General features: G+C 74.2%; 25 protein-coding genes. 7 read left to right on the top strand and 18 right to left on the bottom strand.

Features of this window, described 5'->3' with window-relative positions; genetic code table 11:
• Positions 1-60: 60 nt before the first annotated feature.
• The 4 genes from J4557_RS42095 to J4557_RS42080 form a co-directional block, all read right to left on the bottom strand.
• The gene (locus J4557_RS42095; protein ID WP_208272433.1) at positions 61-882 is read right to left on the bottom strand and encodes an energy-coupling factor ABC transporter ATP-binding protein; all 822 of its coding nucleotides are present in this window, start codon (positions 880-882) and stop codon (positions 61-63) included.
• Between the two features lie 25 nt (positions 883-907).
• Positions 908-1,849 carry a cobalt ECF transporter T component CbiQ gene (cbiQ, locus tag J4557_RS42090; RefSeq protein WP_208272432.1) on the bottom strand — a complete coding sequence of 314 codons (942 nt, stop codon included), beginning with the start codon at positions 1,847-1,849 and terminating at the stop codon, positions 908-910.
• On the bottom strand, positions 1,846-2,928 hold the full coding sequence (cbiM, locus tag J4557_RS42085; RefSeq protein WP_243777226.1) for a cobalt transporter CbiM: 1,083 nt from the start codon (positions 2,926-2,928) through the stop codon (positions 1,846-1,848). The genes cbiQ and cbiM overlap by 4 nt, the downstream gene beginning before the upstream one ends.
• Before the next feature lie 154 nt (positions 2,929-3,082).
• Positions 3,083-3,859 (bottom strand): Fpg/Nei family DNA glycosylase, encoded by a 777-nt coding sequence (locus J4557_RS42080; protein ID WP_208272430.1) that lies wholly within the window; start codon positions 3,857-3,859, stop codon positions 3,083-3,085.
• Positions 3,860-4,022: 163 nt separating this feature from the next.
• On the opposite strand from J4557_RS42080, the gene J4557_RS42075 reads away from it, so the two are divergent.
• Entirely contained in the window at positions 4,023-5,156 is a 1,134-nt protein-coding gene (locus J4557_RS42075) for a serine hydrolase domain-containing protein (RefSeq protein ID WP_208272429.1), read from the top strand.
• A 9-nt stretch (positions 5,157-5,165) separates the two neighbouring features.
• Here the strand turns inward: J4557_RS42075 and J4557_RS42070 are convergent, their stop codons facing one another.
• The 4 genes from J4557_RS42070 to J4557_RS42055 all read right to left on the bottom strand — a co-directional run bounded on the left by J4557_RS42070 (position 5,166) and on the right by J4557_RS42055 (position 7,977).
• On the bottom strand, positions 5,166-5,690 hold the full coding sequence (locus J4557_RS42070; protein ID WP_208272428.1) for a VOC family protein: 525 nt from the start codon (positions 5,688-5,690) through the stop codon (positions 5,166-5,168).
• 107 nt (positions 5,691-5,797) lie between these two features.
• Positions 5,798-6,838, bottom strand: a complete 1,041-nt coding sequence (locus J4557_RS42065) for a PLP-dependent cysteine synthase family protein (protein WP_208272427.1) — start codon at positions 6,836-6,838, stop codon at positions 5,798-5,800.
• Positions 6,835-7,299 carry a hypothetical protein gene (locus J4557_RS42060; protein WP_208272426.1) on the bottom strand — a complete coding sequence of 155 codons (465 nt, stop codon included), beginning with the start codon at positions 7,297-7,299 and terminating at the stop codon, positions 6,835-6,837. The genes J4557_RS42065 and J4557_RS42060 overlap by 4 nt, the downstream gene beginning before the upstream one ends.
• A gap of 84 nt (positions 7,300-7,383) precedes the next feature.
• Positions 7,384-7,977, bottom strand: coding sequence for a YbhB/YbcL family Raf kinase inhibitor-like protein (locus tag J4557_RS42055; protein WP_208272425.1), 594 nt, complete (start codon positions 7,975-7,977; stop codon positions 7,384-7,386).
• 102 nt (positions 7,978-8,079) lie between these two features.
• Between J4557_RS42055 and J4557_RS42050 the strand changes: the two genes are divergently transcribed.
• Positions 8,080-8,922 carry a helix-turn-helix transcriptional regulator gene (locus J4557_RS42050; RefSeq protein ID WP_208272424.1) on the top strand — a complete coding sequence of 281 codons (843 nt, stop codon included), beginning with the start codon at positions 8,080-8,082 and terminating at the stop codon, positions 8,920-8,922.
• A 50-nt stretch (positions 8,923-8,972) separates the two neighbouring features.
• Here the strand turns inward: J4557_RS42050 and J4557_RS42045 are convergent, their stop codons facing one another.
• Entirely contained in the window at positions 8,973-10,301 is a 1,329-nt protein-coding gene (locus J4557_RS42045) for a HEAT repeat domain-containing protein (RefSeq protein WP_208272423.1), read from the bottom strand.
• A gap of 131 nt (positions 10,302-10,432) precedes the next feature.
• Here J4557_RS42045 and J4557_RS42040 point away from each other — a divergent pair, with 131 nt between their 5' ends.
• Complete coding sequence (locus tag J4557_RS42040) at positions 10,433-10,876, top strand: hypothetical protein (protein ID WP_208272422.1); 444 nt, start codon at positions 10,433-10,435, stop codon at positions 10,874-10,876.
• Positions 10,877-11,028: 152 nt separating this feature from the next.
• Here the strand turns inward: J4557_RS42040 and J4557_RS42035 are convergent, their stop codons facing one another.
• From J4557_RS42035 to J4557_RS42025, 3 genes are all read right to left on the bottom strand, one after another.
• Positions 11,029-11,175, bottom strand: a complete 147-nt coding sequence (locus tag J4557_RS42035) for a hypothetical protein (protein WP_208272421.1) — start codon at positions 11,173-11,175, stop codon at positions 11,029-11,031.
• 38 nt (positions 11,176-11,213) lie between these two features.
• Positions 11,214-11,684, bottom strand: coding sequence for a hypothetical protein (locus J4557_RS42030; protein WP_208272420.1), 471 nt, complete (start codon positions 11,682-11,684; stop codon positions 11,214-11,216).
• A gap of 85 nt (positions 11,685-11,769) precedes the next feature.
• On the bottom strand, positions 11,770-12,126 hold the full coding sequence (locus tag J4557_RS42025; protein WP_208272419.1) for a DUF488 domain-containing protein: 357 nt from the start codon (positions 12,124-12,126) through the stop codon (positions 11,770-11,772).
• 72 nt (positions 12,127-12,198) lie between these two features.
• On the opposite strand from J4557_RS42025, the gene J4557_RS42020 reads away from it, so the two are divergent.
• Positions 12,199-13,419 (top strand): MFS transporter, encoded by a 1,221-nt coding sequence (locus J4557_RS42020; protein WP_208272418.1) that lies wholly within the window; start codon positions 12,199-12,201, stop codon positions 13,417-13,419.
• 6 nt (positions 13,420-13,425) lie between these two features.
• On the opposite strand, the gene J4557_RS42015 is transcribed toward J4557_RS42020, so the two are convergent.
• The gene (locus J4557_RS42015) at positions 13,426-13,644 is read right to left on the bottom strand and encodes a hypothetical protein (RefSeq protein ID WP_208272417.1); all 219 of its coding nucleotides are present in this window, start codon (positions 13,642-13,644) and stop codon (positions 13,426-13,428) included.
• A 71-nt stretch (positions 13,645-13,715) separates the two neighbouring features.
• On the opposite strand from J4557_RS42015, the gene J4557_RS42010 reads away from it, so the two are divergent.
• Entirely contained in the window at positions 13,716-13,904 is a 189-nt protein-coding gene (locus J4557_RS42010) for a hypothetical protein (RefSeq protein WP_208272416.1), read from the top strand.
• 58 nt (positions 13,905-13,962) lie between these two features.
• Here the strand turns inward: J4557_RS42010 and J4557_RS42005 are convergent, their stop codons facing one another.
• The 3 genes from J4557_RS42005 to J4557_RS41995 all read right to left on the bottom strand — a co-directional run bounded on the left by J4557_RS42005 (position 13,963) and on the right by J4557_RS41995 (position 17,138).
• On the bottom strand, positions 13,963-14,769 hold the full coding sequence (locus tag J4557_RS42005; protein ID WP_208272415.1) for a hypothetical protein: 807 nt from the start codon (positions 14,767-14,769) through the stop codon (positions 13,963-13,965).
• A gap of 11 nt (positions 14,770-14,780) precedes the next feature.
• Positions 14,781-15,032 (bottom strand): hypothetical protein, encoded by a 252-nt coding sequence (locus J4557_RS42000; protein WP_208272414.1) that lies wholly within the window; start codon positions 15,030-15,032, stop codon positions 14,781-14,783.
• A 288-nt stretch (positions 15,033-15,320) separates the two neighbouring features.
• Entirely contained in the window at positions 15,321-17,138 is a 1,818-nt protein-coding gene (locus J4557_RS41995) for an ABC transporter ATP-binding protein (protein ID WP_208272413.1), read from the bottom strand.
• Positions 17,139-17,225: 87 nt separating this feature from the next.
• Here J4557_RS41995 and J4557_RS41990 point away from each other — a divergent pair, with 87 nt between their 5' ends.
• The gene (locus tag J4557_RS41990) at positions 17,226-17,666 is read left to right on the top strand and encodes a MarR family winged helix-turn-helix transcriptional regulator (protein WP_208272412.1); all 441 of its coding nucleotides are present in this window, start codon (positions 17,226-17,228) and stop codon (positions 17,664-17,666) included.
• A gap of 108 nt (positions 17,667-17,774) precedes the next feature.
• Positions 17,775-18,995: a PucR-like N-terminal domain-containing protein gene (locus J4557_RS41985; protein WP_243777214.1), complete on the top strand. Its 1,221-nt coding sequence runs from the start codon at positions 17,775-17,777 to the stop codon at positions 18,993-18,995.
• Between the two features lie 58 nt (positions 18,996-19,053).
• On the opposite strand, the gene J4557_RS41980 is transcribed toward J4557_RS41985, so the two are convergent.
• On the bottom strand, positions 19,054-19,971 hold the full coding sequence (locus J4557_RS41980) for an alpha/beta hydrolase family protein (RefSeq protein ID WP_208272411.1): 918 nt from the start codon (positions 19,969-19,971) through the stop codon (positions 19,054-19,056).
• A gap of 529 nt (positions 19,972-20,500) precedes the next feature.
• Positions 20,501-23,692, bottom strand: coding sequence for an AfsR/SARP family transcriptional regulator (locus tag J4557_RS41975; RefSeq protein ID WP_208272410.1), 3,192 nt, complete (start codon positions 23,690-23,692; stop codon positions 20,501-20,503).
• Positions 23,693-23,730: the final 38 nt, after the last annotated feature.

Raw genomic sequence — 23,730 nt, 5'->3', positions numbered from 1 at the left:
AACGAGTGGACCGTGCCCGCGCGCATCCGCCGGAAACCCCAGGTGGGAGCGGGTGGCGGACTACGGGAGACGGGAGCCGGGGTGGATGAGGTTGACCGACAGCAGCAGGTCCCGGTCGGCGAGGACCTCCTCCGGGGCGCCCTCGGCGACGATCCGGTGCTCCTCGGAGAAGACCACGCACCGGTCGGCGATGCGGGGCAGCACGTCCAGGTCGTGGGTGGCGTGCACGATCGTCTTGCCGGCGGCGCCGAGCTGCTCGATCAGGTCGGTGAGCCAGTACTGCGAGCGGGGGTCGAGGGCCGCGGTCGGCTCGTCGAACAGCAGCACCTCGGGGTTCGTGGCCAGCACGGACGCGATCGCGACGCGCTTCTTCTGCCCGCCGGACAGCTGGAACGGCGCCCGGTCGGCCAGCGCCTCGATGTCCAGCATCGCGAGCACCTCGTCGACGCGCGCGGACGCCTCGTCCGGGCTCATCCCGAGCTGGAGCGGACCGAACGCGATCTCCTCGCGGACGTTCGGGGAGAACACCTGCGCGTCGGAGTTCTGGAAGACGAACCCGACGCGGGACCGGAACGCCTGGGAGAACTGCTCGTCCTCCAGGGTGTCCTCGGTGACCGGGTGCCCGAACGCGGTGAACTCGCCGGAGCTCGGGAAGACCAGCCCGTCCAGCAGCTTGAGCAGCGTCGACTTGCCGCAGCCGTTGGCGCCGAGCAGCGCGACGCGCTCGCCGGGCCGGACCGTGAGCGACACCCCGTCCAGCGCCGGATAGCGGTCGAGGTAAGAGTAGGCGACGTCCCGGCACTCGAACGTGACGTCCGTGGTGCCCGTGGCGTGCGGTGCGACGTGCGAGTCAGTACTGCCCGAGGGGAGGCGACCCCCCACGCCCCCCGGGCCGACTTCGTCGGTATTAGTTTCCAAGGAGACGGTCCCCGATGAGAATCGCCGCGGCGAGCGCGGCGCAGGTGAGGGCGGCGGCGATGTCGAGACCGGTCAGCCGGAACGACTGGAGGGTCTTGGCGTCACCGCGGTAGCCGCGCGCCGTCATCGCCTGGTGCACCTCTTCGGACAGTTGGTTCGCCTTGCCGAACAGCGCGCCGCCGCTGGCGCCGAGGAAGGCGCGGGCGCCGCCGTCGTGCCTGGCCGCCCCGATGGTACGGGACGTCCGGGCCTGGTACATGTCGGTGACGGTGTTGAGCAGCAGGAAGATGTACCGGTACGCCATCCCGATGATCAGGATGAAGATCCGCGGGACGCCGACCGAGCGCAGCGCCGCCAGCAGCCGCACCCACGGCGTCGTCAGGGTCAGCAGCACCACCAGCGAGATCGACACCGCGACCCGGCTGACGACCAGCCCCGCGGACGTCAGGCCCTGGCTGGTGAACCCCTCGGCGCGGCCATGCCAGTGCCACAGCGTCAGCACCACGTCCCCGTGCGTCACCACGGACAGGGTGGCGGGCAGCACGACGATCCCCGTGAAGATCGGCACGAACAGCCAGACCCGCTTGACGAAGAACCCGACCGGCAGCCTGGACGCGGCGGCGAGCGCCAGCGTCACCGCGTACACGGCGAGGAGCGTCGGGATGTTGCGGGCCAGCCCGGCCGCGACCAGCAGCACGATGACCGACACGAACTTCACCCGCGGATCGACCCGCTGGAGCAGTCCGTGCCGCCGCGCGGTGTCGTCGCTGAACATCACCTGGCGCAGCAGCCCCGCGCCGCCGTTCAGCGTCTTGCGCAGGTAGCTGCCCTTCTTGCGCTTGCCAATGCACCCGCACGGGCACATCGCCAGCTCGCCCTGCAGCAGCCACTGCGGGACCTGCACCCGCTCGGAGACGGCCTGCTCGCTCACGACCCCGCCTCCCCCGGCGCGGTGGTGCGGGACGCGCCGCGCCGCCCGGCGACCCAGCGGACCGCCATCGTGATCAAGAAGATCGCGGCGCCGACGATCGCGATGCCGACGACGGCGGAGACGAGGTAGCCGATCGTCGGGTGCGCGTCCGAGGTGAAGTCGTAGCCGTTGAACAGCGCGTGGTGCCAGAAGCCGTTGTACTTGTTCAGCCCGCTCGGCACCGCCGACAGCCCGTACTCGTGCAGGTCGAGGTCCTCGGGGGCGTCCTCGCCGAACGCGCCGCCGGGCGCGAGCAGGCCGAGCGGGGTGAGGACGGCCATGACGGCGACCGCGCCGAGCGCGACATGCAGCGGCCGGAAGCGGCGCGAGACGGCCGGCTTCTCGCCGGGCGCGGCGACCCCGGCGTGGTTGACGCGCAGCAGCGGGACGTTGGCGCGCTGCAGGTACGCCACGACGCCGCCGGTCAGGATGCCCTCGGCGATACCCGCGATGGTCAGGTGCGCGAGCATCATCGCGGGGATCGTCTGGTCCAGGTGGTAGGGCGCGTACAGCGGCGCGCCCGCCGCGTTGTGGAACAGCTCGGGCTGGAGTCCGAACTCGATCGCCGCCGCGAGCGCCGCCGCGTTGATCCCCGCGTACCCCCCGGCGGCCGCGGCGAACGCCCGGCGGGGCGCGGTCAGCCCGGACCGCCCGGCGATCAGCCTGTACACCCCGTACCCGACGAACGGCGCGAGGACGGCCATGTTCGCGCAGTTGAAGCCGAACGCCAGGACGCCGCCGTCCCCGAACAGCAGGGCCTGGAAGCCCAGCGCCACGCTGACCGCGAGCACCGCCGCCCACGGCCCCAGCAGGACCGCGATGACGGTCGCGCCGATCGCGTGCGCCGTGGTGCCGTCCGGGATCGGGATGTTGAACATCATCACCAGGAAGCTGACGGCGGCCAGCACGGCCAGCGTCGGCACGTGCCGGTTGCGGACCACGCGCTGCACGCGGCGGACCGCGACCGCCCAGGCCGGCACGGCGATGACGTAGCCGACCGCGCAGGTCTGCGGACTGAGGTATCCGTCCGGAATGTGCATGCCCACCCACTCACGCTCTACGACGCGCAGAAGCCGCAGTTGCGACCTACTCGCAATAAGGTAGTCGAACTCCGCACACCCGACCACAGCCGCCCCGGCAGGTAAGGCCACCGGCACCCTCCGGCCACCCGCCCGGACCGCTCATCCGGGCCGGTCATCCGGGCTGGCAGTGCCCGCACCACACGGTCGTCCGGCCGGACACGCTCCGCCGCGACAGCGGCGTCCCGCAGCGCGGGCACCTGCCCTCGGGATCGTCGCGGGCCCCGGTCAGCCACGTCCGGCGGGGCGGCACCCGCTCCGCCCCGACCGACTCGCGCAGGACGCGCCGCATGGCCCTGTACAGGGCTCCGGTCTCGTCCTCGTCCAGGTCGCGGGCCTGCCGCAGCGGATCGATCCGGGCGCGCCAACAGATCTCGTCGGCCAGCAGGTTCCCGAGCCCGGCGATCACCGACTGGTCGGTCAGCGCGGACTTGAGCCGCCCGCGCCGCCCTCCGAGGCGTGCGGCGAGGCCGGCGCGGGACAGGTCCAGCGCGTCCGGCCCGAGGCCGGCGAGCAGGCGCTCCGCGTCCCGCTCGTCCCGGGCCAAGCGGACGCCCTGCAGCTTGCGCATGTCGCGGAAGCGCAGCTCGCCGCCACCGAGCCGCCACACGACCCGGTCGTGCCGGTGCTCGGCCTCCCCTGACGGATGCCACGACAGCGAGCCGGTCATGCCGAAATGCAGGATCAGCACCGGCCCCTCGGCGGGCGCGATCAGCCATTTGCCCCGCCTGCACGGCTCCTCGAACCGGTGCCCGCGCAGCGCGCGCCCCAGCCGACCCTCGCTCACCCCGCGCAGCACCCCGGCGTCGCGGACCTCCACGGACCGGATCCGGTCGCCGGCGTGCTCGGCCAGCACCCGGCGGAACCCCTCGACGTCCGGAAGCTCGGGCATGCGCTCCCCCTACCCGTCCTGCGTGTTCCACCTCACGGTTTGTCACCGTTGGCCGTAGCCGGGAGCGGCGGGCCGGATTACCGTCGCGGTAGATCGAATCCGAAACGATCACTATTCGATTCGACGTCGCATGCCCGCCCGTCCCACCCCCCGGGAGCCCCCCATGCGCCGCAGGCCCGCCGCCCTCGCGCTCGCCACCGCCCTCACCCTCGGCCTCGGCCTCACCGCCGCACCCGCCGTCGCCGTGCCCGGACCGCCCGTCCCGCCGGTGTCGCCGTCCACCGCGTCCGCCCTCGAAGCGGCGGAACCGCCGAACTTCGACCGGCTCACCCCGTCCGCCCACCCGGTCGAGCTGACCAGCGACCCCCGCGACCTCGGCAAGGTCACCTACACCTACGACGGGCAGACGCACACCGTGCGGGACTACCTGAACCGCGCCGCGCAGGGCTTCCTCGTCCTCGACGGCACCCGGATCCTCGACGAGTGGTACGCGCCCGGCTACTCGAAGGACTCGCTGTTCCAGTCCTGGTCGATGGCCAAGTCCTACACCGCCGACGCCATCGGCGTCGCCCTCGGCGAAGGCGAGATCCGCTCCATCGACGACACCGCCGGCGCCTACGTCCCCGAACTCGCGAACACCGCCTACGGGGCCGTGACGATCCGCAACCTGCTCCGCATGGCGTCCGGGATCGGGTGGAACGAGACCGTCGACGACGTCCCGCTGCACGTCGGCGTCAGCCTCGGCCTCTACAGCACCCTCCAGTTCGCCGCGACCCGCACCAAGGCCGTCGACCAGGGCACCCAGTTCAACTACACGAGCCTCAACACCGCCGTGCTCGCCCTCGTCCTCCAGCGGGCCACAGGCGAGCCGTACTACCGCTACCTGCAGGAGAGGATCTGGGGACCCGGCGGCATGGCCGGCACCGCCTACGTCGGCAACGACTCGCACGGCGACGCCCTCGGCTACTGCTGCATCTACGCCACCGACCGCGACTTCGCCCGCATGGGCAAGCTCATGCTGGACGGCGGCCGCGGCGTCGTCCCGGCGGCCTGGGTGTCCCAGGTGGGCACGCCCTCCGGCGTCAACCCGTCCTACGGACTCGGCTGGTGGATCGACGGCCAGGACGGCTACTACGCCAGCGGCCTCGGCGGCCAGCTCATCTACGTCTCGACGAAGTACCGCGTCGTGATCGTCAAGAGCACGTTCCTCAACCCGGACGAGGGCGAGACCCTGCCCGCCTTCCGCGCCGTCGCCGCCGAGGTCGCCCGCACCCGCGAGCCCGCCCGCGCCGGCTGAGCCCGCCGGTCACTCCTCCATGTGGGGGTTGACGAACACGTCCTTGATCTCTGCGGCCGTCAGGTCCGTGCGCCCGGTGAGGTCGTTGCGCGGGTCGGCGAAGCGGAACCGGTACCCGCCGGGAGGCAGATGCCCGATCTCCCACCAGTTCCCGTCCAGATCCTTGAGGTAGAACGAGTACACGCCGTGCTGCCGCACCGGCTTGTTCAGCTCCTTGACGCCGTACTCGTCCGCCACCTCGCTGATGGCCCGGTACGCCTCGTCGACCTCCTCGTCGCTGCCCACGTCCAGGCCATTGTGGTAGAGCAGCGGCATATCCGGCCGATCCGGTTTCGATTCCACGCACACATAGGTGTGGTCGCCACCGAGGCGAATATAGAGCGCCGCCTTCATCGGCTGGACGACCTCCAGCCCGAGAACCTCCTCGTAGAACCGGCGGCTGGCCGCGACATCGGTGATCTTGAGCGTTCCGTGGGACAGGAACCGCGTCTTCACCGCCGGTTCCCTCGTCGAACGCTGCGTGATCCCGGGCATGGGCGTCTCCGTTCACCCTCGACGGCGATGGCCCCCATTCCATGCCAACCAGCGGCTTATGTCCACAATGTCAGAAAAATGGATATCCTCCCGCGATCATCCGCGGGTCATTCCGGGGTTTCGAGGTCCGCGGTTCTGAGGAAGCGGGGGTAGGCGGCCTGGTGGGGCGAGGGGTCCAGGGCTTTGGCGGCGAGCCAGGCGTCGTTGCCGTAGGTGTTCTCGTAAAGGGCGCCGTCGTCGCAGATCAGGGTGGCTATGGCGCCTTGGTGGCCCTCGCGGCGCATCTTCGCGGCCAGGTGAAAGGCGGCCCAGAGGGCGGTGCCGGTGGACGGTCCCGCGCGGAGGCCCGTCACGTCGCGGAGGATGCGCATGGCGGCGACGCTCGCGGCGTCGGGGACGGGAATGACCAGGTCCACCAGCGACGGAGTGAAACCGGGCTCCATCCGAGGGCGGCCGATGCCTTCGATGCGGGACGGCATTCCGGTCGCGTAGTCGTCGGCGCCCGACGCCCATCCGGGGAAGTAGGCGGAGTTCTCCGGGTCGGCTATGGCGAGCCGGGTGGAGAGGCCGCGGCGGCGGATCTCGCGGCCGACCGCCGTCGAGGTCGCGCCGCTGCCCGCGCCGACGACCACCCATTCCGGGGTGACGCGGTCGAGGAGGACGCGGCCGACGTCGTCCTCGGCGGCCGAGACGGCCGAGACCGCCTGGGCGCTGTTGGCGAGGTAGTCCATGTAGACACCGCCGTGGTCCTCCGCGTACCGGCGGGCTTCGTCGTAGATGGCGAGCGGGGGATGCACCAGGTGGCAGGTGCCGCCGTGGCCGCGGACGCGCTCGATCTTCTCAGGGGCGGAACGGCGCGGCATGACGGCCACGAACGGAAGGCCGAGCAGGCGCGCGAAGTACGCCTCGGCGACGGCCGCGTTGCCGCCGGTCGCCTCGACGACGGTGGTGCCGCTCCGGATCCTGCCGGTGCGCAGGCCGTGGCGGAACAGCGCGCGCGCCGTCCGGTGCTTCAGGCTCCCGGTCGGGTGGACGGACTCGTCCAGCAGGTGCAGCGTCACGCCCCACTCGGCGGGCAGCGGGAACGCGTGCAGGCGGGGTGCCGGTGCGCGCCGCGCCTCCGCGTCGAGGATCTCCAGCTGGTTCACCGGGCGGCGCGGTCGCGGATGGAGGCGACGGAGACGCCGCCGTCCGGGTGGCGGGCGAGCTTGCCCCGGTTGACCAGGTCCTGGACGCCCTGGCGGGTGATGCCGAGCATGGCGCCGGCGACGGAGCGGCTGACCGAGGCGCGGCCGGGGTGGCCGACCAGCCGCACGACGGCCTGCCCGAACGGCGTCCGCCACCAGGACGGGTCCGGGTCGAACGGCTGGACGGCCGCCAGCACCCGGGCGGCGGTGGAGCGGGCGAGGGCCCGGTCGGGTCCGAGGATCTGGGCGGCCCACATCTGCGCGTCCGCGTCGAGGCGGCGGCGCAGGGCCATCAGCGGCTCGGCGCCGTCGAGCAGGGCGTCGAGCGGTGCGAGGAACCGCGCCTCGACCTCGGCGGCGAGCTGCCGGCAGAGCGCGGTGTGGGTCTCGGTCGACGCGCCGGGCGTCCGTGTCCCGTCCATGGGGCCCTTCCGTGCGGGTCCGCCCAGTCTCGGCTACTTGCGGGTGAGCGTCAAGTAGCCGGGACCTGGGCGGACGTCCGCGGGTCACCGGGCGGCGGTCGCGGTGATGCGGGCGGCGGCGATCACGTGGGAGCCCATGGTGAAGGACGCCAGCGCCGGGCTCGCGGCGGCGGGGACGCCGGCGTCCGGGACGTCCAGGGCCAGCACGGTGATCTCGTAGCGGTGCGGCCGGTCCCCGACGGACGGGCAGGGCCCCAGGTAGGAGGCGGTCCCGGCGTCGTTGACGCCCGCGGCGGCGTCCGCCGGGACGGACGCGGCCGTGGCGGGCAGGTCGCGCACCGACCAGTGCCAGAAGCCGCTGCCGGTGGGGGCGTCGCGGTCGAGCATGGTGACGGCGAAGCTCCGCGTCCCGGCGGGGGCGCCGGACCAGGACAGCCGGGGCGGGACGTTCCCGCCCGTGCAGCCGAACGCGTCGGCGTACGACGCGGCCGGGAACCTCCCCTGGGCCAGGTCGGGGCTCGTCACGCGGAAGCGGCCGGCCTGCTTCGGGATCCCGTCGCGCACCTGGTGGTATCCGAAGGCGGGGACGGTCCGGGCGGACGCCGCGGTCACGGACGCGGCGGTGACGGCGACGGTCAGGGCGGTGCCGGTCACGGCGGTGACGGTTCGTTTCCTCATGGCCGCAACGATCCCGGCGTCCCGGAGGCCGGTACAGGTCGTCCGCATCCTGGTACGCGGAGTGCCACCCTCACCGGGCCGGGAGTGCGCGATGCTGGGACGATGACGGCACGACGCGGCGAACTGGCGGCCTTCCTGCGGGCCGCGCGGGAACGGGTCCGCCCGGCGGACGTGGGGCTCCCCGACCTGGGCCGGCGCCGCACGCCCGGCCTGCGCCGCCAGGAGGTCGCCGAGCTGGCGGCCGTGAGCATCGACTGGTACGTCCGGCTGGAGCAGGGGCGGGTCGGGACGCCCGGTTCCGCCGTCCTGGACGGCATCGCGGCCGCGCTGCTGCTGTCCCCGGCCGAGCGCGTCCACCTGCACCTGATCGCGCGGGGTGAGGCGCCGCCGCCTCCGCACGTCCCGGCGCCGCTCAGCGGGAGCCTGCGCGCCGTCCTCGACGGGATGCCGCTGCTGCCCGCCTACGTGATGGACTTCCGGTTCGACGTCCTGGCCTGCAACGCGGCGGCGTCCGCGCTGTTCGGCCCGGAGTTCGGCCACGGGCGGATGGACAACACGGCCCGCATGCTGTTCCTCGTGCCGGAGACCCGCGAGACCAACGTCGACTGGGCGGCGTTCGCCCGCGAGATGGTCGGCAACCTGCGCGCCAACCAGGCCCGGTACCCCGACGACCCGCGCCTGGCCGAGGTGGTCGCGGAGCTGCGCGCGGCGAGCCGCGACTTCGCGGCCTGGTGGGACGACCGGCACGTCCACGAGCGGTCCCGGGGCAGGAAGCGCATCCGGCACGCGGCGGCCGGCGTGATGACGGTCGACTACGACATGCTCGCCGCGCTGGACGGCTCCGACCAGCGGCTGTTCGTCCTCACCCCGGCGGACGGGGCGAGCGAGCGGGCGCTGCGCGGCCTCGTCACGGCGCACGCCACCGCGCTGGCCAGCGCCGGCTGACCGCACGCCTCGCGGCGCGGCCGCGCCCTGGATGCGGCGCGGCCGGGCCCTTAGATGGGGAGGGCGCCGCGCGGGTGGCCCTCCTCGCGGCCCCGGGCGGTCAGGGCGAGGACGCCGTGGCCCTCCACCCGCGTCTCCGGTCCGAGGGCGGACGGGTCCACGGACGCGCGGGCGGCGATCTCCGGGGCCCCGCACGTGTCCGGGATGCCGAGCTCCGCCTTGACCTGCTCGTAGCGGGCCCGGAACCCCTCGGAGTCGGACGTGTCGACGCCGTCGAACGCGTCCTCGGGGAACCCGTCCTCGTGCGGGAGCAGGTAGCCCTCCTCCGCCGGGTGCCCGGTGCCGATCTGGTCGTCCTCCTCGAAGGCGTCGTAATACCGGACGACCCGCCCGTGCTCGGCGAGGCACCAGGCCGTCCAGCCGTCGCCGCAGCTCGTCCCGTACCAGTGGGCGGCGCCGAAGCGGGCGCTCAGCCGCTCGCAGCACGCGAGGACGGTGTCGCGCACCTCGTCGTCATCGCCGTCGTCGCCGTCGGCGGGGCAGCCGAACACCAGTGTCCAGCCGTCGAAGCGGGGCGTCACGTACATGCGGGAGCTGGTGATCCAGCCCCAGCCGTGGTGTTCCTGCGCCCAGGCCGCCTCCCCCATCCGCATGGTGACCGGCTCGGGGTCGGAGAGGCCGAACGCGTCGAGGACGGCGTCCCGGTCACCGGTGGGCAGCGCGAACCACGAGCCGTCCAGGTGCATCGGCTCGGGGACCTCGTCCCGCATCTTGATCCGGACGAGCCGGCGCACGAGGGCGAGGTCGCGCTCGTCCAGCGCCTCGGGGCCGCCGACGGAGGCGAGCGCCGCCAGGGCGGGAGCGCGCAGGCGGCCGGCCGTGCGGGAGCGCCGGACCTCCTTGAGCAGCGGCACGACCTGCGGCCCGAGCGCCTCCAGCGCCCAGTGGGCGCGCTGCCGGACGTCGTCGTCGGGGTCGGTGAGCATCTCGATGAGGCCCGGCGCGAACGGGAGCGCCCGCTCGCCCTTGAGCTGCATGACGTAGGCGGTGTTGCTCCGCACCTTCGGGCTCGGATGCCGCAGGCCGGGCTCGAACGCCGCCAGGTCGTCGACCGCCAGGCCGCTGTACGCCCAGCCCGCGCGCCGCGCGACCTCGTCCGTCGGCGCCCCGGCCATCGCCTCCATCAGCGGTTCCAGGGCGGGCCGCCCGATGCGGCGCAGCACCACGGCGCTGGTGGACCACTCGACCGGCGACCCCTCGTCGCACAGGACGTCCAGGACGGGCCGGACGGCGGGCGCGCCGAGCGCCGCCAGGTCGTCGGCCGCCGCCCGCTGCGTCTCGGGAGCGGTGAACCGCCGCATCAGCTCCTCAATGCTCACGCGGCCCGACGGTACCGGCACACCAGGACATTTGTCCCGGCCGAACCTGCGAGGAACGGCTCTGCCGCCGCTGCCGCCCCGCGCGGCACGATCGGGACGTCAGCAGGACAGCGCACCCCTAAGGAGCGGACATGCACGCCACCCTCACCCGCCGGCAGGCCGCCGCCGAGCCCGCACGGCCGGACGGGCTGGACGCGATCAGGCCGCTGCCGGCCTGGTTCTTCGCCTTCGAGGGCGTGCTGGGCGCGGCGTACGACATCTGCCACGTGTGGCAGTCGGCGTGGACGGTCGTCGTCGCCGTCGCGGCGGTGAACGCGGTCGTCGGCCTGACGGTGCTGCGCCGCCGGATCAAGCTGGTCAAGGCGATGCTCCGGAACGGCCGCACCCGCCTGATCGCATTCGGGCTGATCGCGCTGCGGGCCGGGGTGCACCTCGTCCTCGGCGCGGCCGGCGCGGACGTGACCGGCACCGCCGCGCACCTCGTCCTCGCCGCGGGCATGGCCGCCGCGACCGTGGGCCTGCTCTGGTTCGACCAGCGCGTCACCTTCCGCGCCCTCGGCCTCGCCGCCCGCTGACCTCTCGTGCTCGTACACGCCCGCCGCGCGGCGCACCACGTCGCCCCGGTAGAACGCCAGCGTCCCGGAGTTGATGGTCACCCGCCGCAGCACCGACTGGGCGCTGCGCACGCCGCGCGTGAACGACAGGTACAGCACGCACGTCATGCGGGTCAGGAGGCTCGCCGCCCGGTTGAGGACAAGGTGGTGACGGGCTCGACGAGGTGACTCACGGCCCAGGCGGACGCGGCGAGCCAGACATGGCCCATCGCGAGTCCGGTGTAGGCGAGCGTTCCGCCGGCGGCCGATCCGTACGGCATGGGGTCCCCTCCCGTGGCGATCAGTGATTCCCTCCCGCCTACCCGGCGGCGTTCAAATGATCATCCGAGGCGGGCAAAGGCTCCGCCGTCCGGACCGGGAAGCGCGCGGCGGCGGCAGGGGACGCCATGACGGCGACGACGAACGCGGTGGTCAGGATGGAGCACAGGCCGAGGGCGGCGATGCCGGGCGACGGATGGTTGACGAACGGCCCGGTCACCAGCAGGAGGAACACCTCGTACCCGGCGGTCCAGCCGCGGGTGCTCGCGCGCCGCCCGCGGAACGCGGCGGCCAGCGCGACCGCGGCGACCGCGAGCGCGAACGGGTAGACGGCCAGGAACATCATCGCGGCGCCCACGCGGGCCTCGGCGCCGGTCGCCCTCTCCCCGAACGCCGCCATCGCCGTCCCGGCGGAGACGAGCAGCGCCGCCTGCGCCCACAGGACGGCACGGGCCGCGGTGACCAGGCGGCGGCCGAGGGCGGGGCCGGGGCGGGAGGCGCGATCGCTCATGCCCGCCACGATGCCGCACCGGCCCGTCCGGGCGCATGGGCGCGAATACTCAGTTACCGGCGAGTAATGGTCCGTGGGCGGGGCGTCAGCGGGCGAGGATCTCCGCGAGCACCGCCGCCTGGCTGTGGTCGACGTCCTTCGTGCCGGTGAGCAGCGTCAGCGGGCCCGGGTCGGCGTCGCCGCGCAGCCGGTCGAGGGCCGCGGCGCGCTCGGGGTCCTCCAGCTCGGCGCCGTAGCGCCGCCGGAACTCCTCGAACCGGTCCACATCGTGCCCGTACCACTTGCGCAGCTCGGTGGACGGGGCGACGTCCTTCTCCCACCGGGAGAGGCGGGCCTCCTCCTTCGACAGGCCGCGCGGCCACACGCGGTCCACCAGGACCCGCTCCCCGTCCCCCTCGTCGGCGCCGTCGTAGACGCGGCGCACCCTCACATCACGTGCCATGCCCCCGTTCCTACCCCGTCCCCCGGCGGCCATGAGCCGGGAAATGTCGGACCCCCGCCGCACAATCGGGGCATGAGCGCCCGGACGCCGCTGTGGCGGCTGACGCCGGCGCAGCGGCTGCTGGAAGGCGGAGCGCTGCTGAACTCGGTGGCCTTCTTCGCCGCCATGCCGTTCGCGCCCCTCTACCTGAGCGAGCACACCGGCCTCGGCAAGCCGGCCGTCGGCGCGGTGGTCGGCGCCGTCGCGCTCACCGCCGCGTTCGGGGGCCTCGCGGGCGGCGTGCTCGTCGACCGCCTCGGCGCGGTGCCGCTGATGCGGGCCGGGCTCGTCCTCCACGTGGCCGTGTACGGGCTGCTGGCCGCGGCGAGCGCCCCCGCCGCGATCGTGCCGCTGTTCCTGGCGCTGGGCGCGGCGCGGCTGATGGTGGAGCCGGGCGCGAAGAAGCTGCTGTCCCACGCCGCCGACGAGGAGGGGCGGATCTTCCGGATCCGGTACATGACGCTGTGCGCCGGGGCGGTCGTCGGGCCCGCGATCGGCGGCGCCCTCTACCACGCCGGCGCGGTCGCGTTCTTCTCCGTCCCGGCCGCGTTCTACGCCGCCTACCTGCTGCTGGTGCTGCTGCGGAACCGGGAGCTGGCGGCGCTGCGGCCGCCCGCCGGGGAGGACGGCGCGTCCGCCCCGTCCGCGCGGGAGTCGCTCCGCGCGACCCTCCGGGACCGGCGGCTCCTCGCGGTGGTCGCCGGCGGCGTCCTGGTGTTCTTCGTCTTCTCGCAGCTGGAGTCGATGATCCCGCTCTACATGAAGGGCCGGTACGGCGACCGCGCCGAGGGTTACTTCGCCGCGCTGTTCATCACCAACGCCGTCCTGGCGCTGCTGTTCCAGCTCCCGATCGACCGCGTGTCCGGCCGCCTCGGCCGCGCCGCGATGGTCTGGGCGGGCGCGGCGGGCTTCACGCTGGCGTTCGGCTGCTTCTGGGCGAGCCCGGCCGGCCTCGCCTGGCTGTACGCGGGCATCGTGTTCTGGACGGCCGGCGAGGGGATCCTGCTCCCGATGCCCGACATGGCCGTCCACGAGCTGGCGTCCGACGAGCTCAAGGGCGCCTACTTCGGGCTGTCGGAGGTGCGGCAGCTCGGGTTCTTCCTGGGGCCGCTCGCGGGCGGGTTCCTGCTGGACGCCGGGACGGCGCCGTACTTCGCGGTCATGGGGGCGTCCGCCTTCCTGTGCGTCCCGCTCCTCGCGCGCCGGGCCGCGCCGGCGCGCTCCGAGCCCGCCCCCGCCCCGGAGGCGGCCTGACCGGGGTCAGTCGAAGTGGAAGGCGTGGTGCTCGGCGGCGGTGCGGCGGGCGAACTCGCCGGCCAGCGCGCGGCCGAGGACGTCGTCGTCGGGACGGTGCCGCTCCAGGTACTCCAGGGCCTCGGCGAGCTCGCCGGCGGTGAGGCGGCGGAGCGGCTTGCCGGTCCAGGGCGGGGGCGGGACGTTCGGACGGCCGGGACGCGGGGCGGGCGGACGGGCGCTCACGGAATTCGGGCCTTTCGGTTGCGACCGCGCGGCGGCCGGTGCGGAATGGTCGGTTCGAATAGGATCGGCGGGTGCATTGGTGGAGCCAGCAAGCGTGCGACGCGGCGGCGGAGGCGCAGGCCGCGGATCCGTCGCCGGCAAATCTCATGGCGGCCGCGCAGGTGCAGGCGATGATCTCGATGGCGGAGGCGCTGCACCGCATCGCCGCGGTGCTGGAAGAGCGGGGCGAAACGGCGCCGGCCGCCGCCCGGCCGAAATAGCGCGGGCAATGAAATACCGGTGTGCCCCGTGGCGGGGCACACCGGTTCTCACGGAGCGTCAGACATCGCTGAACGACTTGCGTTCGATCCGGCCGTTCGCGTGCGGCGCGAGCCGGGAGGTCTTGCCGAGCGGCGGGCGGGGCGGCGGGACGGACGCGGGTTCGGCCGGCTGCTCCGGCTCGGCCGCGACCGAGGCGAGCCGCTCGTCCTCGGCGGCGCCCGGCTCCTCGTGCGGGCGGTCGCGGAGCCGCCGCGCCGCCTGCCGCAGGGCGCGCTCGCCGACCAGCCGGGTCAGCTCCAGGCCCCAGCAGTCCAGCTTGTCGGCGTCGGTCAGGTCGTCGCGGGCGCTGAGCTCGGCCGCGAGCCCGCCGAGCCGCTGCGCCTCGGCCAGGTCGAACTCGCGCAGCAGGTGGCAGCAGAGCTCGGCGAGCGCGGCGTGGTCGCGCTCGAACGACAGGTCCGCGAGGTCGTTGTGGGAGAGCCGGCTGATGGCGCGCTTGCGCTCCAGCTCGCAGTCGGCGATCCGCAGGATCCCGTTGAGCAGCGCGATCGGGCCGGTGCCGGGCGACGACGTCTGCGCCGGGGCGAACGACATGCGCAGGAGGGCGGTGGAGCCGAGCCCGGCGGCGATCACGTGGACGACCAGCAGCGCGGTCGGCGGCATCGTGTAGGGCAGCCCGAACCGCCAGCCGGCGGCGGTGACGGCGATCAGCGCGACCACGGACGCGCCGGTGTTGACGAGGGCGAACAGCAGGCCGCCCGGGGACAGCAGCGCCGCGACGGGCTTGTCGCGGTAGCGGGCGACGAGTTCGGCGACTCCGATCGCGCCGCCGATCAGGGCGGCGAGGAACATCTCGATGATCATGACCTTCGTCTCTATGCGCTGCGGGCGTTCATGCGGCCGAACGGGTGCTCCTCGGTCCGGCCGCCGGGGCGGGACGCGACGGCGGCGGGGCGCTGCCGGGCGGCCAGTTCGGCCTGCTCGACCTCGAGGAAGACCAGCAGCCATTCCGCGGGACCCGCCGCGCGGCCGCTGTGCGGGCGGAGGCCCTGCTCCCGAGCGGAGAGAAAGGAGAGCAGCCATCCGGTGGGGCCGGCGGCGGTGGAGGTTCGAATTCGGGAATCCATGCCGGAGACCATTCCGCAGCGTGCCGCGGAAGTCGACCTCCGACGCGTCAAGTTTTTCGCGCGCGATCAAGGAGAAGAGGCATCGCGACGGCCTGCCGGAACCGCCCCGTCACCTCTTGGCGATCTTCTCTCCATTGCCGGTGATCCGGTTCCTTTTGACCGGCGATGGAATTCCTTTACCAAGAATTCCGGTTGGGCCGGGCCGGGGAGATCGCCTTTTCCGGCGCGCGGCCCGCCGTGGCCGCCGCTGCCGCTCCGCAGGCCCGCGCGGCGCGGCCGCCCGGCGCGTCAGGCGGCGGGGGTCAGGTCCTCGTCGCGGGAGACCAGCGCGGTGTAGAGGCCGCCCGCGGCGAGCAGCTCGGCGTGGGTGCCGCGCTCGGCGACGCGCCCGTGGTCGAGGACGACGATCTGGTCCGCGTCCCGGACGGTCGAGAGCCGGTGCGCGATGGTGATGGTGGTGCGCCCCTCGGCGAGCGCGTCGATGGCCTGCTGGACGGCGTGCTCGGTCTGGGTGTCGAGCGCGCTGGTCGCCTCGTCCAGGACGAGGATCGGCGGGTTGCGCAGGATCGTCCGGGCGATGGCGAGGCGCTGCTTCTCGCCGCCGGAGAACCGGTAGCCGCGCTCGCCGACGACGGTGTCGTAGCCGTCGGGCAGGCCGCTGACGTGGTCGTGGATCTGCGCGGCGCGGGCGGCGGCGTGCAGCTCGGCGTCGGTCGCGTCGGGCTTGGCGAACCGCAGGTTGTCGGCGACGGACGCGTGGAACAGGTAGGTCTCCTGGGAGACGACGCCGACGGCGGCGGACAGGTCGGCGAACGACAGGTCCCGCACGTCCACGCCGTCGATGGTGACGCGCCCGGACGTCGCGTCGTACAGCCGCGGCACCAGGTAGCTGAGGGTGGTCTTGCCGGATCCGGTCTCGCCGACGACGGCGAGGGACGACCCGGCGGGGACGTCCAGGTCGATGCCGGTGAGCGCGGCGGAGTCCGCGTCGTAGGCGAAGCCGACGTCCTCGAAGCGGACGTGGCCGCGGGCCCGGGGCAGCGGGTGCGGCGCGGCGGGCTCCTCCAGGCCGGGTTCCAGGTCGAGGTACTCGAAGATCCGCCGGAACAGCGACATGGAGCTCTGCACGTCGACGGCGGTCTGGAGCAGCTGGACGGTCGGCCGGAACAGGCTGGTCTGCAGGGTGGTGAACGCGACGAGGGTGCCGATCGACACGAGCGGGTGGCCCTGCGAGACGGTGAGCCCGGCGGCCCAGTAGGTGAGCGCGGGCATCGCCGACATGACGATCTGGATCGTGGACTGCCGCCACCGCCCGGCCATGCTCGAGCGGATCTCCAGGTCGGCGAGGTCGCGGGACTCGCCGGCGAACCGGTCGGTGAGCGCGGGCGAGCGGCCCATGGTGCGGCCGAGCAGGATGCCGCTGACCGACAGCGACTCCTCCACGATCGCCGACATCGCGGCGAGCTGCCGCTGCCGCCGGGAGGTGATCCGCCGGCGCTCGCTGCCGACGCGGCGGCTGATCCACACGAAGAACGGCAGCGTGACCATCGTGACGAGGGTGAGCCGCCAGTCCAGCGCGAGCATCGCGATGGCGGTCGCGGTCACGGAGGTGAAGTTGGAGACGAGCGAGGTCACGGTGGTGGTGACCGTGGACTGCATGCCGCCGATGTCGTTGGCGATCCGGGACTGCACCTCGCCGGTGCGGGTCCGGGTGAAGAACGCCAGCGGCATCCGCTGCAGGTGCGCGTAGACGGCGGTGCGCAGGTCGTGCATGACGCGCTGCCCGACGCCGGTGGAGATGTAGGTCTGCAGGACGGAGAACACGCTGGTCGCGACGGAGATCGCGATCATGCCGAGGGCGAGCAGGGACAGCAGTCCGGTGCGGCCCTGCGGCAGCGCGACGTCCAGGATGTGGCGCAGCATGAACGGCGAGGCCAGCGAGACGAGCGCGGACAGGCCGACGAGCAGCGCGACGACGGCGAGCCGGGCGCGGTAGGGGACGAACAGGCGCAGGATGCGGGCGCGATCGGAGCGCGCGGCGCCGGGAGCGGGAGCGGAGTCGGCGGTGAGGTCGGTGGTGGGCTTCGCGGTGGGGTCCTTCGCCATGGGCGGCTCCTTCCGGGGGACGACCCTCGATGTAACTGAGCTTAGCTCATAATTATTTCCGCCCAACTATGAGCTAAGCTCGGTTCCATGGAGAACGATCTGGCCGACCTGTTCCTGATGGCGGCCAAGCGGATACGGCGGCACCAGGTGGAGCGGCTCGCGCCGCTCGGCCTCACCCCCGCCCAGTCGCGCGCGCTCCGGGTGATCGTCGGCACGGACGGCCCGCTGCGGATGACCGACCTCGCCCGCCGCCTCGACATCGTCCCCCGCTCCGTGACCACGCTGGTGGACGCCCTGGAGGCGGACGGCCTCGTCACCCGCGAGCCCGACCCGGCCAACCGCCGGTCCCTGCTCGTCCGCCCGACGGACGAGGGCCGCGCCGTCCGCGCGCGCATCGCCGGCACCCGCCGCGAGGCCGCCCGCGAGGTGCTCTCCCCGCTCTCGGACGCCCAGCGCGAAACCCTCCGCGAACTCCTCACCGTCATCGACGCCGCCGCCGATCCGCCCCGGAGACTGTCAGAACGCTGACAATCGCGGCGGGCGGATCCATCTCGGTTCCGCCTAGCGTCGCGGGGGCGGGCGGCGGACGCTGGGAGGCCCAGTGGCGTCAAGGGTCGCGAGTTCCAGGAGGGTGCCTTGAGCCGGTCCGCCAATCCCGCCGCCTCGGAGTTCCCGCTCTCCGGGGTGCCCGCCGGCATCGCCGAGCCGCTGCGGCCGTACCTGGAGGCCGCCGCGAGCGAGATGGTCGGCGAGATCCAGGCGCTCGTCCCCGAGTACGCGCGCCCGCCGGAGAGCCGCTACGGGCGCCGGATGCGGTGGGCCGTCGAGCAGACGGTCCGGCAGTTCGTGGACTCCATCGGCCGGCCCGACCTGGACTGGGGCACGGTCACCGGCATCTTCGAGGGCATCGGCGCGTACGAGGCGCGCACGGGCCGCAGCCTGGACGGGCTCCAGACCGCGATCCGGGTCGGCGGGCAGGTCGCGTGCCGCCGGTTCATCAAGGACGCCCGGCGGCTCGGCTGGTCGCTGGACGTCCTCGGGACGATCACCGAGTCGCTGTTCGTGTTCCTGGAGCGGATCGCCTGCGCGGCCGGGCAGGGGTACGCGCGGGCGCAGGGCGAGCTCGCGGGCGAGCGGGAGCGGTTCCGCCGGCGGCTGCGCGACCTGCTGGTCATGGACCCGCCGGCCAGCGACGAGGCGATCGGGGAGCTGGCCGGGGAGGCCGGCTGGCAGGTGCCGCGCACGCTCGCGGTCGTCGCGTTCCGCCCGGCGCCCGGCGGGCCCGTCCCGGTGCTGCCGCCCGCGTTCCTCGCCGACTGGGACGCCGCGGACCCCTATCTGATCTTCCCGGACCCGGACGGCCCCGGCCGGGACCGGCTGCCCGCGGCGGTGAAGGGGACGCGGGCGGCGGCGGTCGGGCCGACCGTCCCGCCGGCGCGGGCCGCGCTGTCGCTGCGCTGGGCCCGGCGCGGCCTCGCGCTGATCGAGCGCGGCGTCCTGCCGGGCAAGGAGCCGCTGCGCTGCCTGGACCACCTGCCGACCCTGGTCGCGGCGCAGAGCGAGGAGCTGCTGGACGTGGCGCTCGACGCCCGGCTCGGGCCGCTGATGGCGCTGGCGCCGCACCGCAGGGACGCGCTGTCGCGGACGCTGCTGACCTACATGGAGTGCCGCGACAACGCGGTGGCGGCGGCGGAGCGGCTCCTCGTGCACGAGCAGACCGTCCGGTACCGGATCCGGCGGCTGGAGGAGACCATCGGCGGCGCGATGCTGGACCCGGACCGGCGGATGGAGCTGCTGCTCCTGCTGCACCACCTCGTCCGCATCGACTCCGGGGACCGGCGGCTGTCCCCCGCGTGAAACGGGGGACGGCGCCCCCGGTCTCGCGCGCGGGGGCGCCGCCGTCGTTCCGGGCGGGTCACCCGTTGGGGCAGGTGTCCAGGTACTTCGCGATGCCGGCGTCCGGCTTCGGCGCCGGGCACAGGAACTGGTCGTAGCGGGTGTCGTTGTCGACGAACCGCTTCATCCACGCGATGGAGTACTTCGCGATGGTGGTGTTCGGCGACGTGAAGGTCATGTGGCCGGCGTTCCTCAGCAGCAGGTACGCCTTCTCCGGCGCCGTCCTGACGTTGTTGTAGTACGACTCGGCCATCGACGACGCGGGCGCGATGAAGTCGTTGTCCGCCCCCATGATGAGGGTCGGGGTCCTGATGTTCGGGAAGCTGTAGTTGGTGTCCCACGGCGCGAGCGGGATGTCGGCCTTGAGGGACGGCCGCTTGTTGGCGGCTTCGAGCGTCCCGCCGCCGCCCATCGAGTGGCCCATGACGGCGGTGCGGCTCGTGTCGATGCGGTTCTTGACGCCGCTCTTGCCGGTCAGCCAGTCGAGGGCGGCGAGCAGCTGGTCGCCGCGCGAGGCGGGGACGTCGACGAGGCTGTTGGTCTCCAGGGTCATGACGACGAAGCCCTGGGACGCGAGCCGGGGCCCGTACCAGGAGATCCACGCCTCCGGGGAGACGAAGCCGGGCGAGACGACGATGGCGCCGAACGTGCCCTGGCTCGTGTCGGTCGGCGCGTAGACGGTGCCCTTGTTGAAGCCGGTGCCGCTGCCCGCCGGGACCGGGATCGTCTCGATGGCGAACGGGCCCTTCTCCGCGGTGATGCTCGCCTCGGTCGGCGCGGGGCCGCGCTGGTACGGGTTGTCGGCGGCGCGTTGAACGGCTGCGGCCGCGGGTCTCGCCGGGGCCGCGGCGCTCGCGGGCGGGGCGAGGGCCGCGCCGGCGGCGAGGACGGACGCGACGGAGAGGAGCCGGACCGAACGGGCGAGATTCCTGTGCATCGGGGGGCGTGCCCTTCACTAGCCGGAGCCGCGGCGGGTGGGTCTCCGCGGGTGCCAGAATTGTGGGTCGCCCCGCCGCCGGGCGCTGCTTACGCGGCGACGCCTTGGAACCGGGGCCCTTATAGCGAGATGACAAACGGAGAGGGGCCACTCCCCCCAGAGTGGCCCCTCTCCCCCCGTTCCGCGGGCCGGCCCGATACGCGCACTGGGGACGGCCGCTCCCCCCGAAGCGGCTTCGGCGCGGGGCGCCCGGCGGATGAGAAGACGGTAGCGAGCCCCTCGGCCGCCGTTCGACGCTTCAACCCTCCGCGTCGACGAACGGTGCACCGTGTGCGACGAACGGACCACGCTCCGCAGCCGCACGCCTCCTCCTCCCGCGCGGAGACTCCGGCCGCGGACGGTCGGTGCGGGCGCGGGGCGAGGTGTAAGCGAGGTGTAATCGGCCCGCCCTACGGTGGCCGCGTGGTGATCGACCGCGACGGGCCGCACGGGGGTGGGCCCGCTGCGGCTCGGGCCGCCGGCGCCGCGGTCACCACAGCAGGTGCGCGGCCGTCCCGTCCTCGGTCGGGACGCCGAGCGCGTCGAAGATCTCGAGCGCCTCGCGGCGCGGGTCCGCCTCGCCGCCGGCGTCCCCGCCCGGCACCCGGTTCCCGGACATCTGTTCGCCGGACACCCGGTCGCCGGACACCTGGAGGAGGGCACCGAGGAGGAAGAGGCATTTGGCCCGCCAGAGCGGCACCGACACCTCGGTGGCGAGCTTCAGGGCGCGTTCGAGCAGCCGCCTCGCCGCGGCGAGGTCGCCGCGGTCCCAGTACAGGTCGCCGAGCACGTACATGATGCGCGCGCGCATCAGCGGGTCGGCGCGCTCCTCGGCGAGCCGCAGCGCCAGCCGCAGCGACCGCTCGGCCTCCGCCGTCCGGCCGAGCGCGAAGGCGGTGCAGCCGAGGCCGTGCGCGGCGTACATGCCGACGAGCCGGCTGCCCGCCGCGGTGCCCGCCTCGTCGATGTGCTCGAACAGCGGCCGGGCCTCGCCGGGGCGGCCGAGCGCGAGCAGCGCCTGCCCGATCCAGTACACCGCCTGGAGCTCGACGCCGGTGTAGCGGGCGCGGCGCGCCAGGTCCCGCGCCATGGTGAGCACGCCGAGCGCGTCCTCGGCGTCGCCGCGCTCGTACTGGGCGCAGCCGATCACCAGGACGGCGTGCGACTCGCCCGCGACGTCGCCGACGCGCTGGAACAGCTCGCGGGCCCGGCGGCCGTCGGCCTCGGCGTCGCCGAACCGGCCCGCCATCCGGTGCACGGTCGCGAGCTGGCGGAGCGAGAGCGCGGTGCCGTGGGGGTTCCCGGTCTCCTCGAACAGCCGCAGCGCCTCCCGCACGGACCGCAGCGCCCGGTCGTAGTCGCGGCGCGCGCACGCCAGGTCCGTCGTGCGCTCCAGCAGCGCCGCCTCGCCGCGCGGGTCGCCCGCCGCCCGGACGACGGGCAGCGCGTCCGCGATGACCTGCTGCCAGTCGTCGGTGTAGTGCGCGGGCTGGAACAGGATGGCCGAGCGGACCGCGATCTCCCAGGCCAGCCCCTCCTCGCCGAGCCGGGCGGCCTGCCGGACGGCGGTGGTGAGCCCGAACCGCTCGGCCTCGAACCAGTCGGGGGCGTGCGCCAGCGTGCTCCGCACGATCGCCTCGTCCAGCGGGTACCGGACGGCCGGGCCCGCCGCCAGGGCGTCGCCGCCTCCGGTGACCAGCTCGACGACCCGGTCGGTGAGCGCGAGCAGGCCGCCGAGGGCGCGGCGCAGCGCGGCGGTGCGCCTCTCCGGCCCGTCCTCGTCGCGGCACAGCTCGCGGGCGTGGTCGCGGACGAGGTCGTGGAACCGGTAGCGGACGGCTCCGACCACCGCGGACCGCCCCTGCGCGTCGAGGGGTCGCGTGTCGAGGAGCTGCGCGTCCAGCAGCTGCGCGTCGACGAGCGTCTCCAGCAGCTCGGCGACCTCGGCGGGCGGCCGGTCCAGCAGCGCGGCCGCGGTCCAGCAGGCGAAGTCGGGCGCGTCGAGCAGGCCGAGCAGCCGGTACAGCCGCCGCGCGTCCGAGCCGAGGCCCAGGTAGCTGAGGTGCAGGGTGGTGCGGACGCTGAGGCCGCGCTGCGTCAGCTCGTCCAGCCGGCCCTGCTCGCGCATCCGGCGGACGAACCCGGCGATGCTCCAGTGCGCCTTCGCGGCGAGGCGGGCTCCGGCGACGCGCAGCGCGAGCGGCAGGTGGCCGCACATCCGGGCGAGCTCGGCGGCGGACTCCGGCTCGGCCGCGACCCGGTCCGGGCCGACGATGTGCACGAGCAGGTCGACCGCCTGCCCGGGGGTCAGAACGTCCAGCTCGATGAGGCGGGCGCCGGGCAGCGCGGTGAGCCGGGTGCGGCTGGTGATGACGGCGCGGGACAGCCGGCCGCCGGGCAGCAGCGGCTCGACCTGCGTCTCGTCGGCGGCGTTGTCGAGCACGACGAGGATGCGCCGGTCGGCGAGGATGCTGCGGTACAGCGCGGCCCGCTCGCCGGGGCTCTCGGGGACGGCGGCGGCGTTGACGCCGAGCGCGCGCAGGAACCGGCCGAGCACCTCGGCGGGGTCGGCGGGGTCGCGTTCGGCGCCGCGCAGGTCCACGAAGAGCTGGCCCTCCGGGAAGGCGTCGCGGGTGCGGTGGGCGATGTGCACGGCGAGGGCGGTCTTGCCGATCCCGCCCATCCCGGCGACGGCCGACACCGAGACGGGCGCGTCGCCGTCGCCGCCGGACAGCAGCGCGAGCATGCTGTCGATCTGGTCGCCGCGTCCGGTGAAGTCGGGCACGGCGGGCGGGAGCTGGCTCGGCCGCTCCGGGCGGAAGCGGTCGCCGCCGCCCGGCCCGTCGTCCCCCGGTTCGCTGGGGCCCGGGGCGGCGGGGGCCGGGCCGGCGGCGGTCTCCTGGCGCAGCACGCGGACGTGGGCGTCGCGCAGCTCGGGCCCCGGGTCGATGCCGAGCTGGTCCAGCAGCCGGACCCGTGCCTCCTCGTACGCCTCCAGCGCCTCGGCCTGCCGCCCGCACGACGCGAGCACCTCGATCCATACGGTGAGCAGCTGCTCGTCGAGCGGGTGGGCGCGCACCAGCGGGTTCAGGTGCGGCAGCGCGCGCTCGGGCGCGCCCGCCGCGAGGACCGTCCGGGCGTGCTCCATCGTCGCCTCGACCCGCTCGCGCTCCAGCCGGTCGACGGTGGCCTGGTCGACGGACTCGGGCGACACGTCCTCCAGCGCGCGGCCCCGCCACAGCCCGAGCGCGCGCTCCAGCGCGCCCGCGCGCCGGTCGGGGTGCAGCATGCCCGCGTCGGCGACCGCGCGGCGGAACACCGCCGCGTCGATGTCGGCGCCCGGCAGTTCCAGCGCGTACCCGTTGGTGGTGCGGACGACCTCGACGCCCGGGCCCGCGGTCTCGGTGAGCCAGCGGCGCAGCCGGTAGACGGCGACGGCCAGCGTCGAGTCGGAGATGACGTTCTCGCGGGTGCCCCACAGCAGCGACTTGAGCGTGTCGTCGCCGAGACCCGACAGCCCGGCGAGCCCGGCGAGGGCGAGCGCGCCGAGCAGCGCGCGGGCGATCCCGGAGCTGGGCAGCGCGCGGCGGCCGGCCCGTTCCACGCCGACCCGGCCGAGCAGGACGATCCGGACGTGCTCCCGGTCCCGCTCGGACCCGCGCTCGGTGCGCTCGCCCGCCACCGCCGATGTCGCCTCCCGTGCAATGTGACCTCCACCAT

The organism is Actinomadura nitritigenes, from assembly GCF_017573545.1.
GTDB lineage: Bacteria > Actinomycetota > Actinomycetes > Streptosporangiales > Streptosporangiaceae > Spirillospora > Spirillospora nitritigenes.
This window is presented reverse-complemented; position numbering and strand designations above follow the sequence as displayed.

Coding starts and splice junctions, on each gene's coding strand:
- J4557_RS42040 (WP_208272422.1), top strand. CDS start 10,433: ATGCACGCCACCCTCACCCGCCGGCAGGCCGCCGCCGAGCCCGCACGG.
- J4557_RS42060 (WP_208272426.1), bottom strand. CDS start 7,299: ATGGACGGGACACGGACGCCCGGCGCGTCGACCGAGACCCACACCGCG.
- J4557_RS41995 (WP_208272413.1), bottom strand. CDS start 17,138: ATGGCGAAGGACCCCACCGCGAAGCCCACCACCGACCTCACCGCCGAC.
- cbiM (WP_243777226.1), bottom strand. CDS start 2,928: ATGCACATTCCGGACGGATACCTCAGTCCGCAGACCTGCGCGGTCGGC.
- J4557_RS42055 (WP_208272425.1), bottom strand. CDS start 7,977: ATGAGGAAACGAACCGTCACCGCCGTGACCGGCACCGCCCTGACCGTC.
- J4557_RS42075 (WP_208272429.1), top strand. CDS start 4,023: ATGCGCCGCAGGCCCGCCGCCCTCGCGCTCGCCACCGCCCTCACCCTC.
- J4557_RS41990 (WP_208272412.1), top strand. CDS start 17,226: ATGGAGAACGATCTGGCCGACCTGTTCCTGATGGCGGCCAAGCGGATA.
- J4557_RS42000 (WP_208272414.1), bottom strand. CDS start 15,032: ATGGATTCCCGAATTCGAACCTCCACCGCCGCCGGCCCCACCGGATGG.
- J4557_RS42020 (WP_208272418.1), top strand. CDS start 12,199: ATGAGCGCCCGGACGCCGCTGTGGCGGCTGACGCCGGCGCAGCGGCTG.
- J4557_RS42005 (WP_208272415.1), bottom strand. CDS start 14,769: ATGATCATCGAGATGTTCCTCGCCGCCCTGATCGGCGGCGCGATCGGA.
- J4557_RS42050 (WP_208272424.1), top strand. CDS start 8,080: ATGACGGCACGACGCGGCGAACTGGCGGCCTTCCTGCGGGCCGCGCGG.
- J4557_RS41980 (WP_208272411.1), bottom strand. CDS start 19,971: ATGCACAGGAATCTCGCCCGTTCGGTCCGGCTCCTCTCCGTCGCGTCC.
- J4557_RS42030 (WP_208272420.1), bottom strand. CDS start 11,684: ATGAGCGATCGCGCCTCCCGCCCCGGCCCCGCCCTCGGCCGCCGCCTG.
- J4557_RS42035 (WP_208272421.1), bottom strand. CDS start 11,175: ATGCCGTACGGATCGGCCGCCGGCGGAACGCTCGCCTACACCGGACTC.
- J4557_RS42025 (WP_208272419.1), bottom strand. CDS start 12,126: ATGGCACGTGATGTGAGGGTGCGCCGCGTCTACGACGGCGCCGACGAG.
- J4557_RS42080 (WP_208272430.1), bottom strand. CDS start 3,859: ATGCCCGAGCTTCCGGACGTCGAGGGGTTCCGCCGGGTGCTGGCCGAG.
- J4557_RS42070 (WP_208272428.1), bottom strand. CDS start 5,690: ATGCCCGGGATCACGCAGCGTTCGACGAGGGAACCGGCGGTGAAGACG.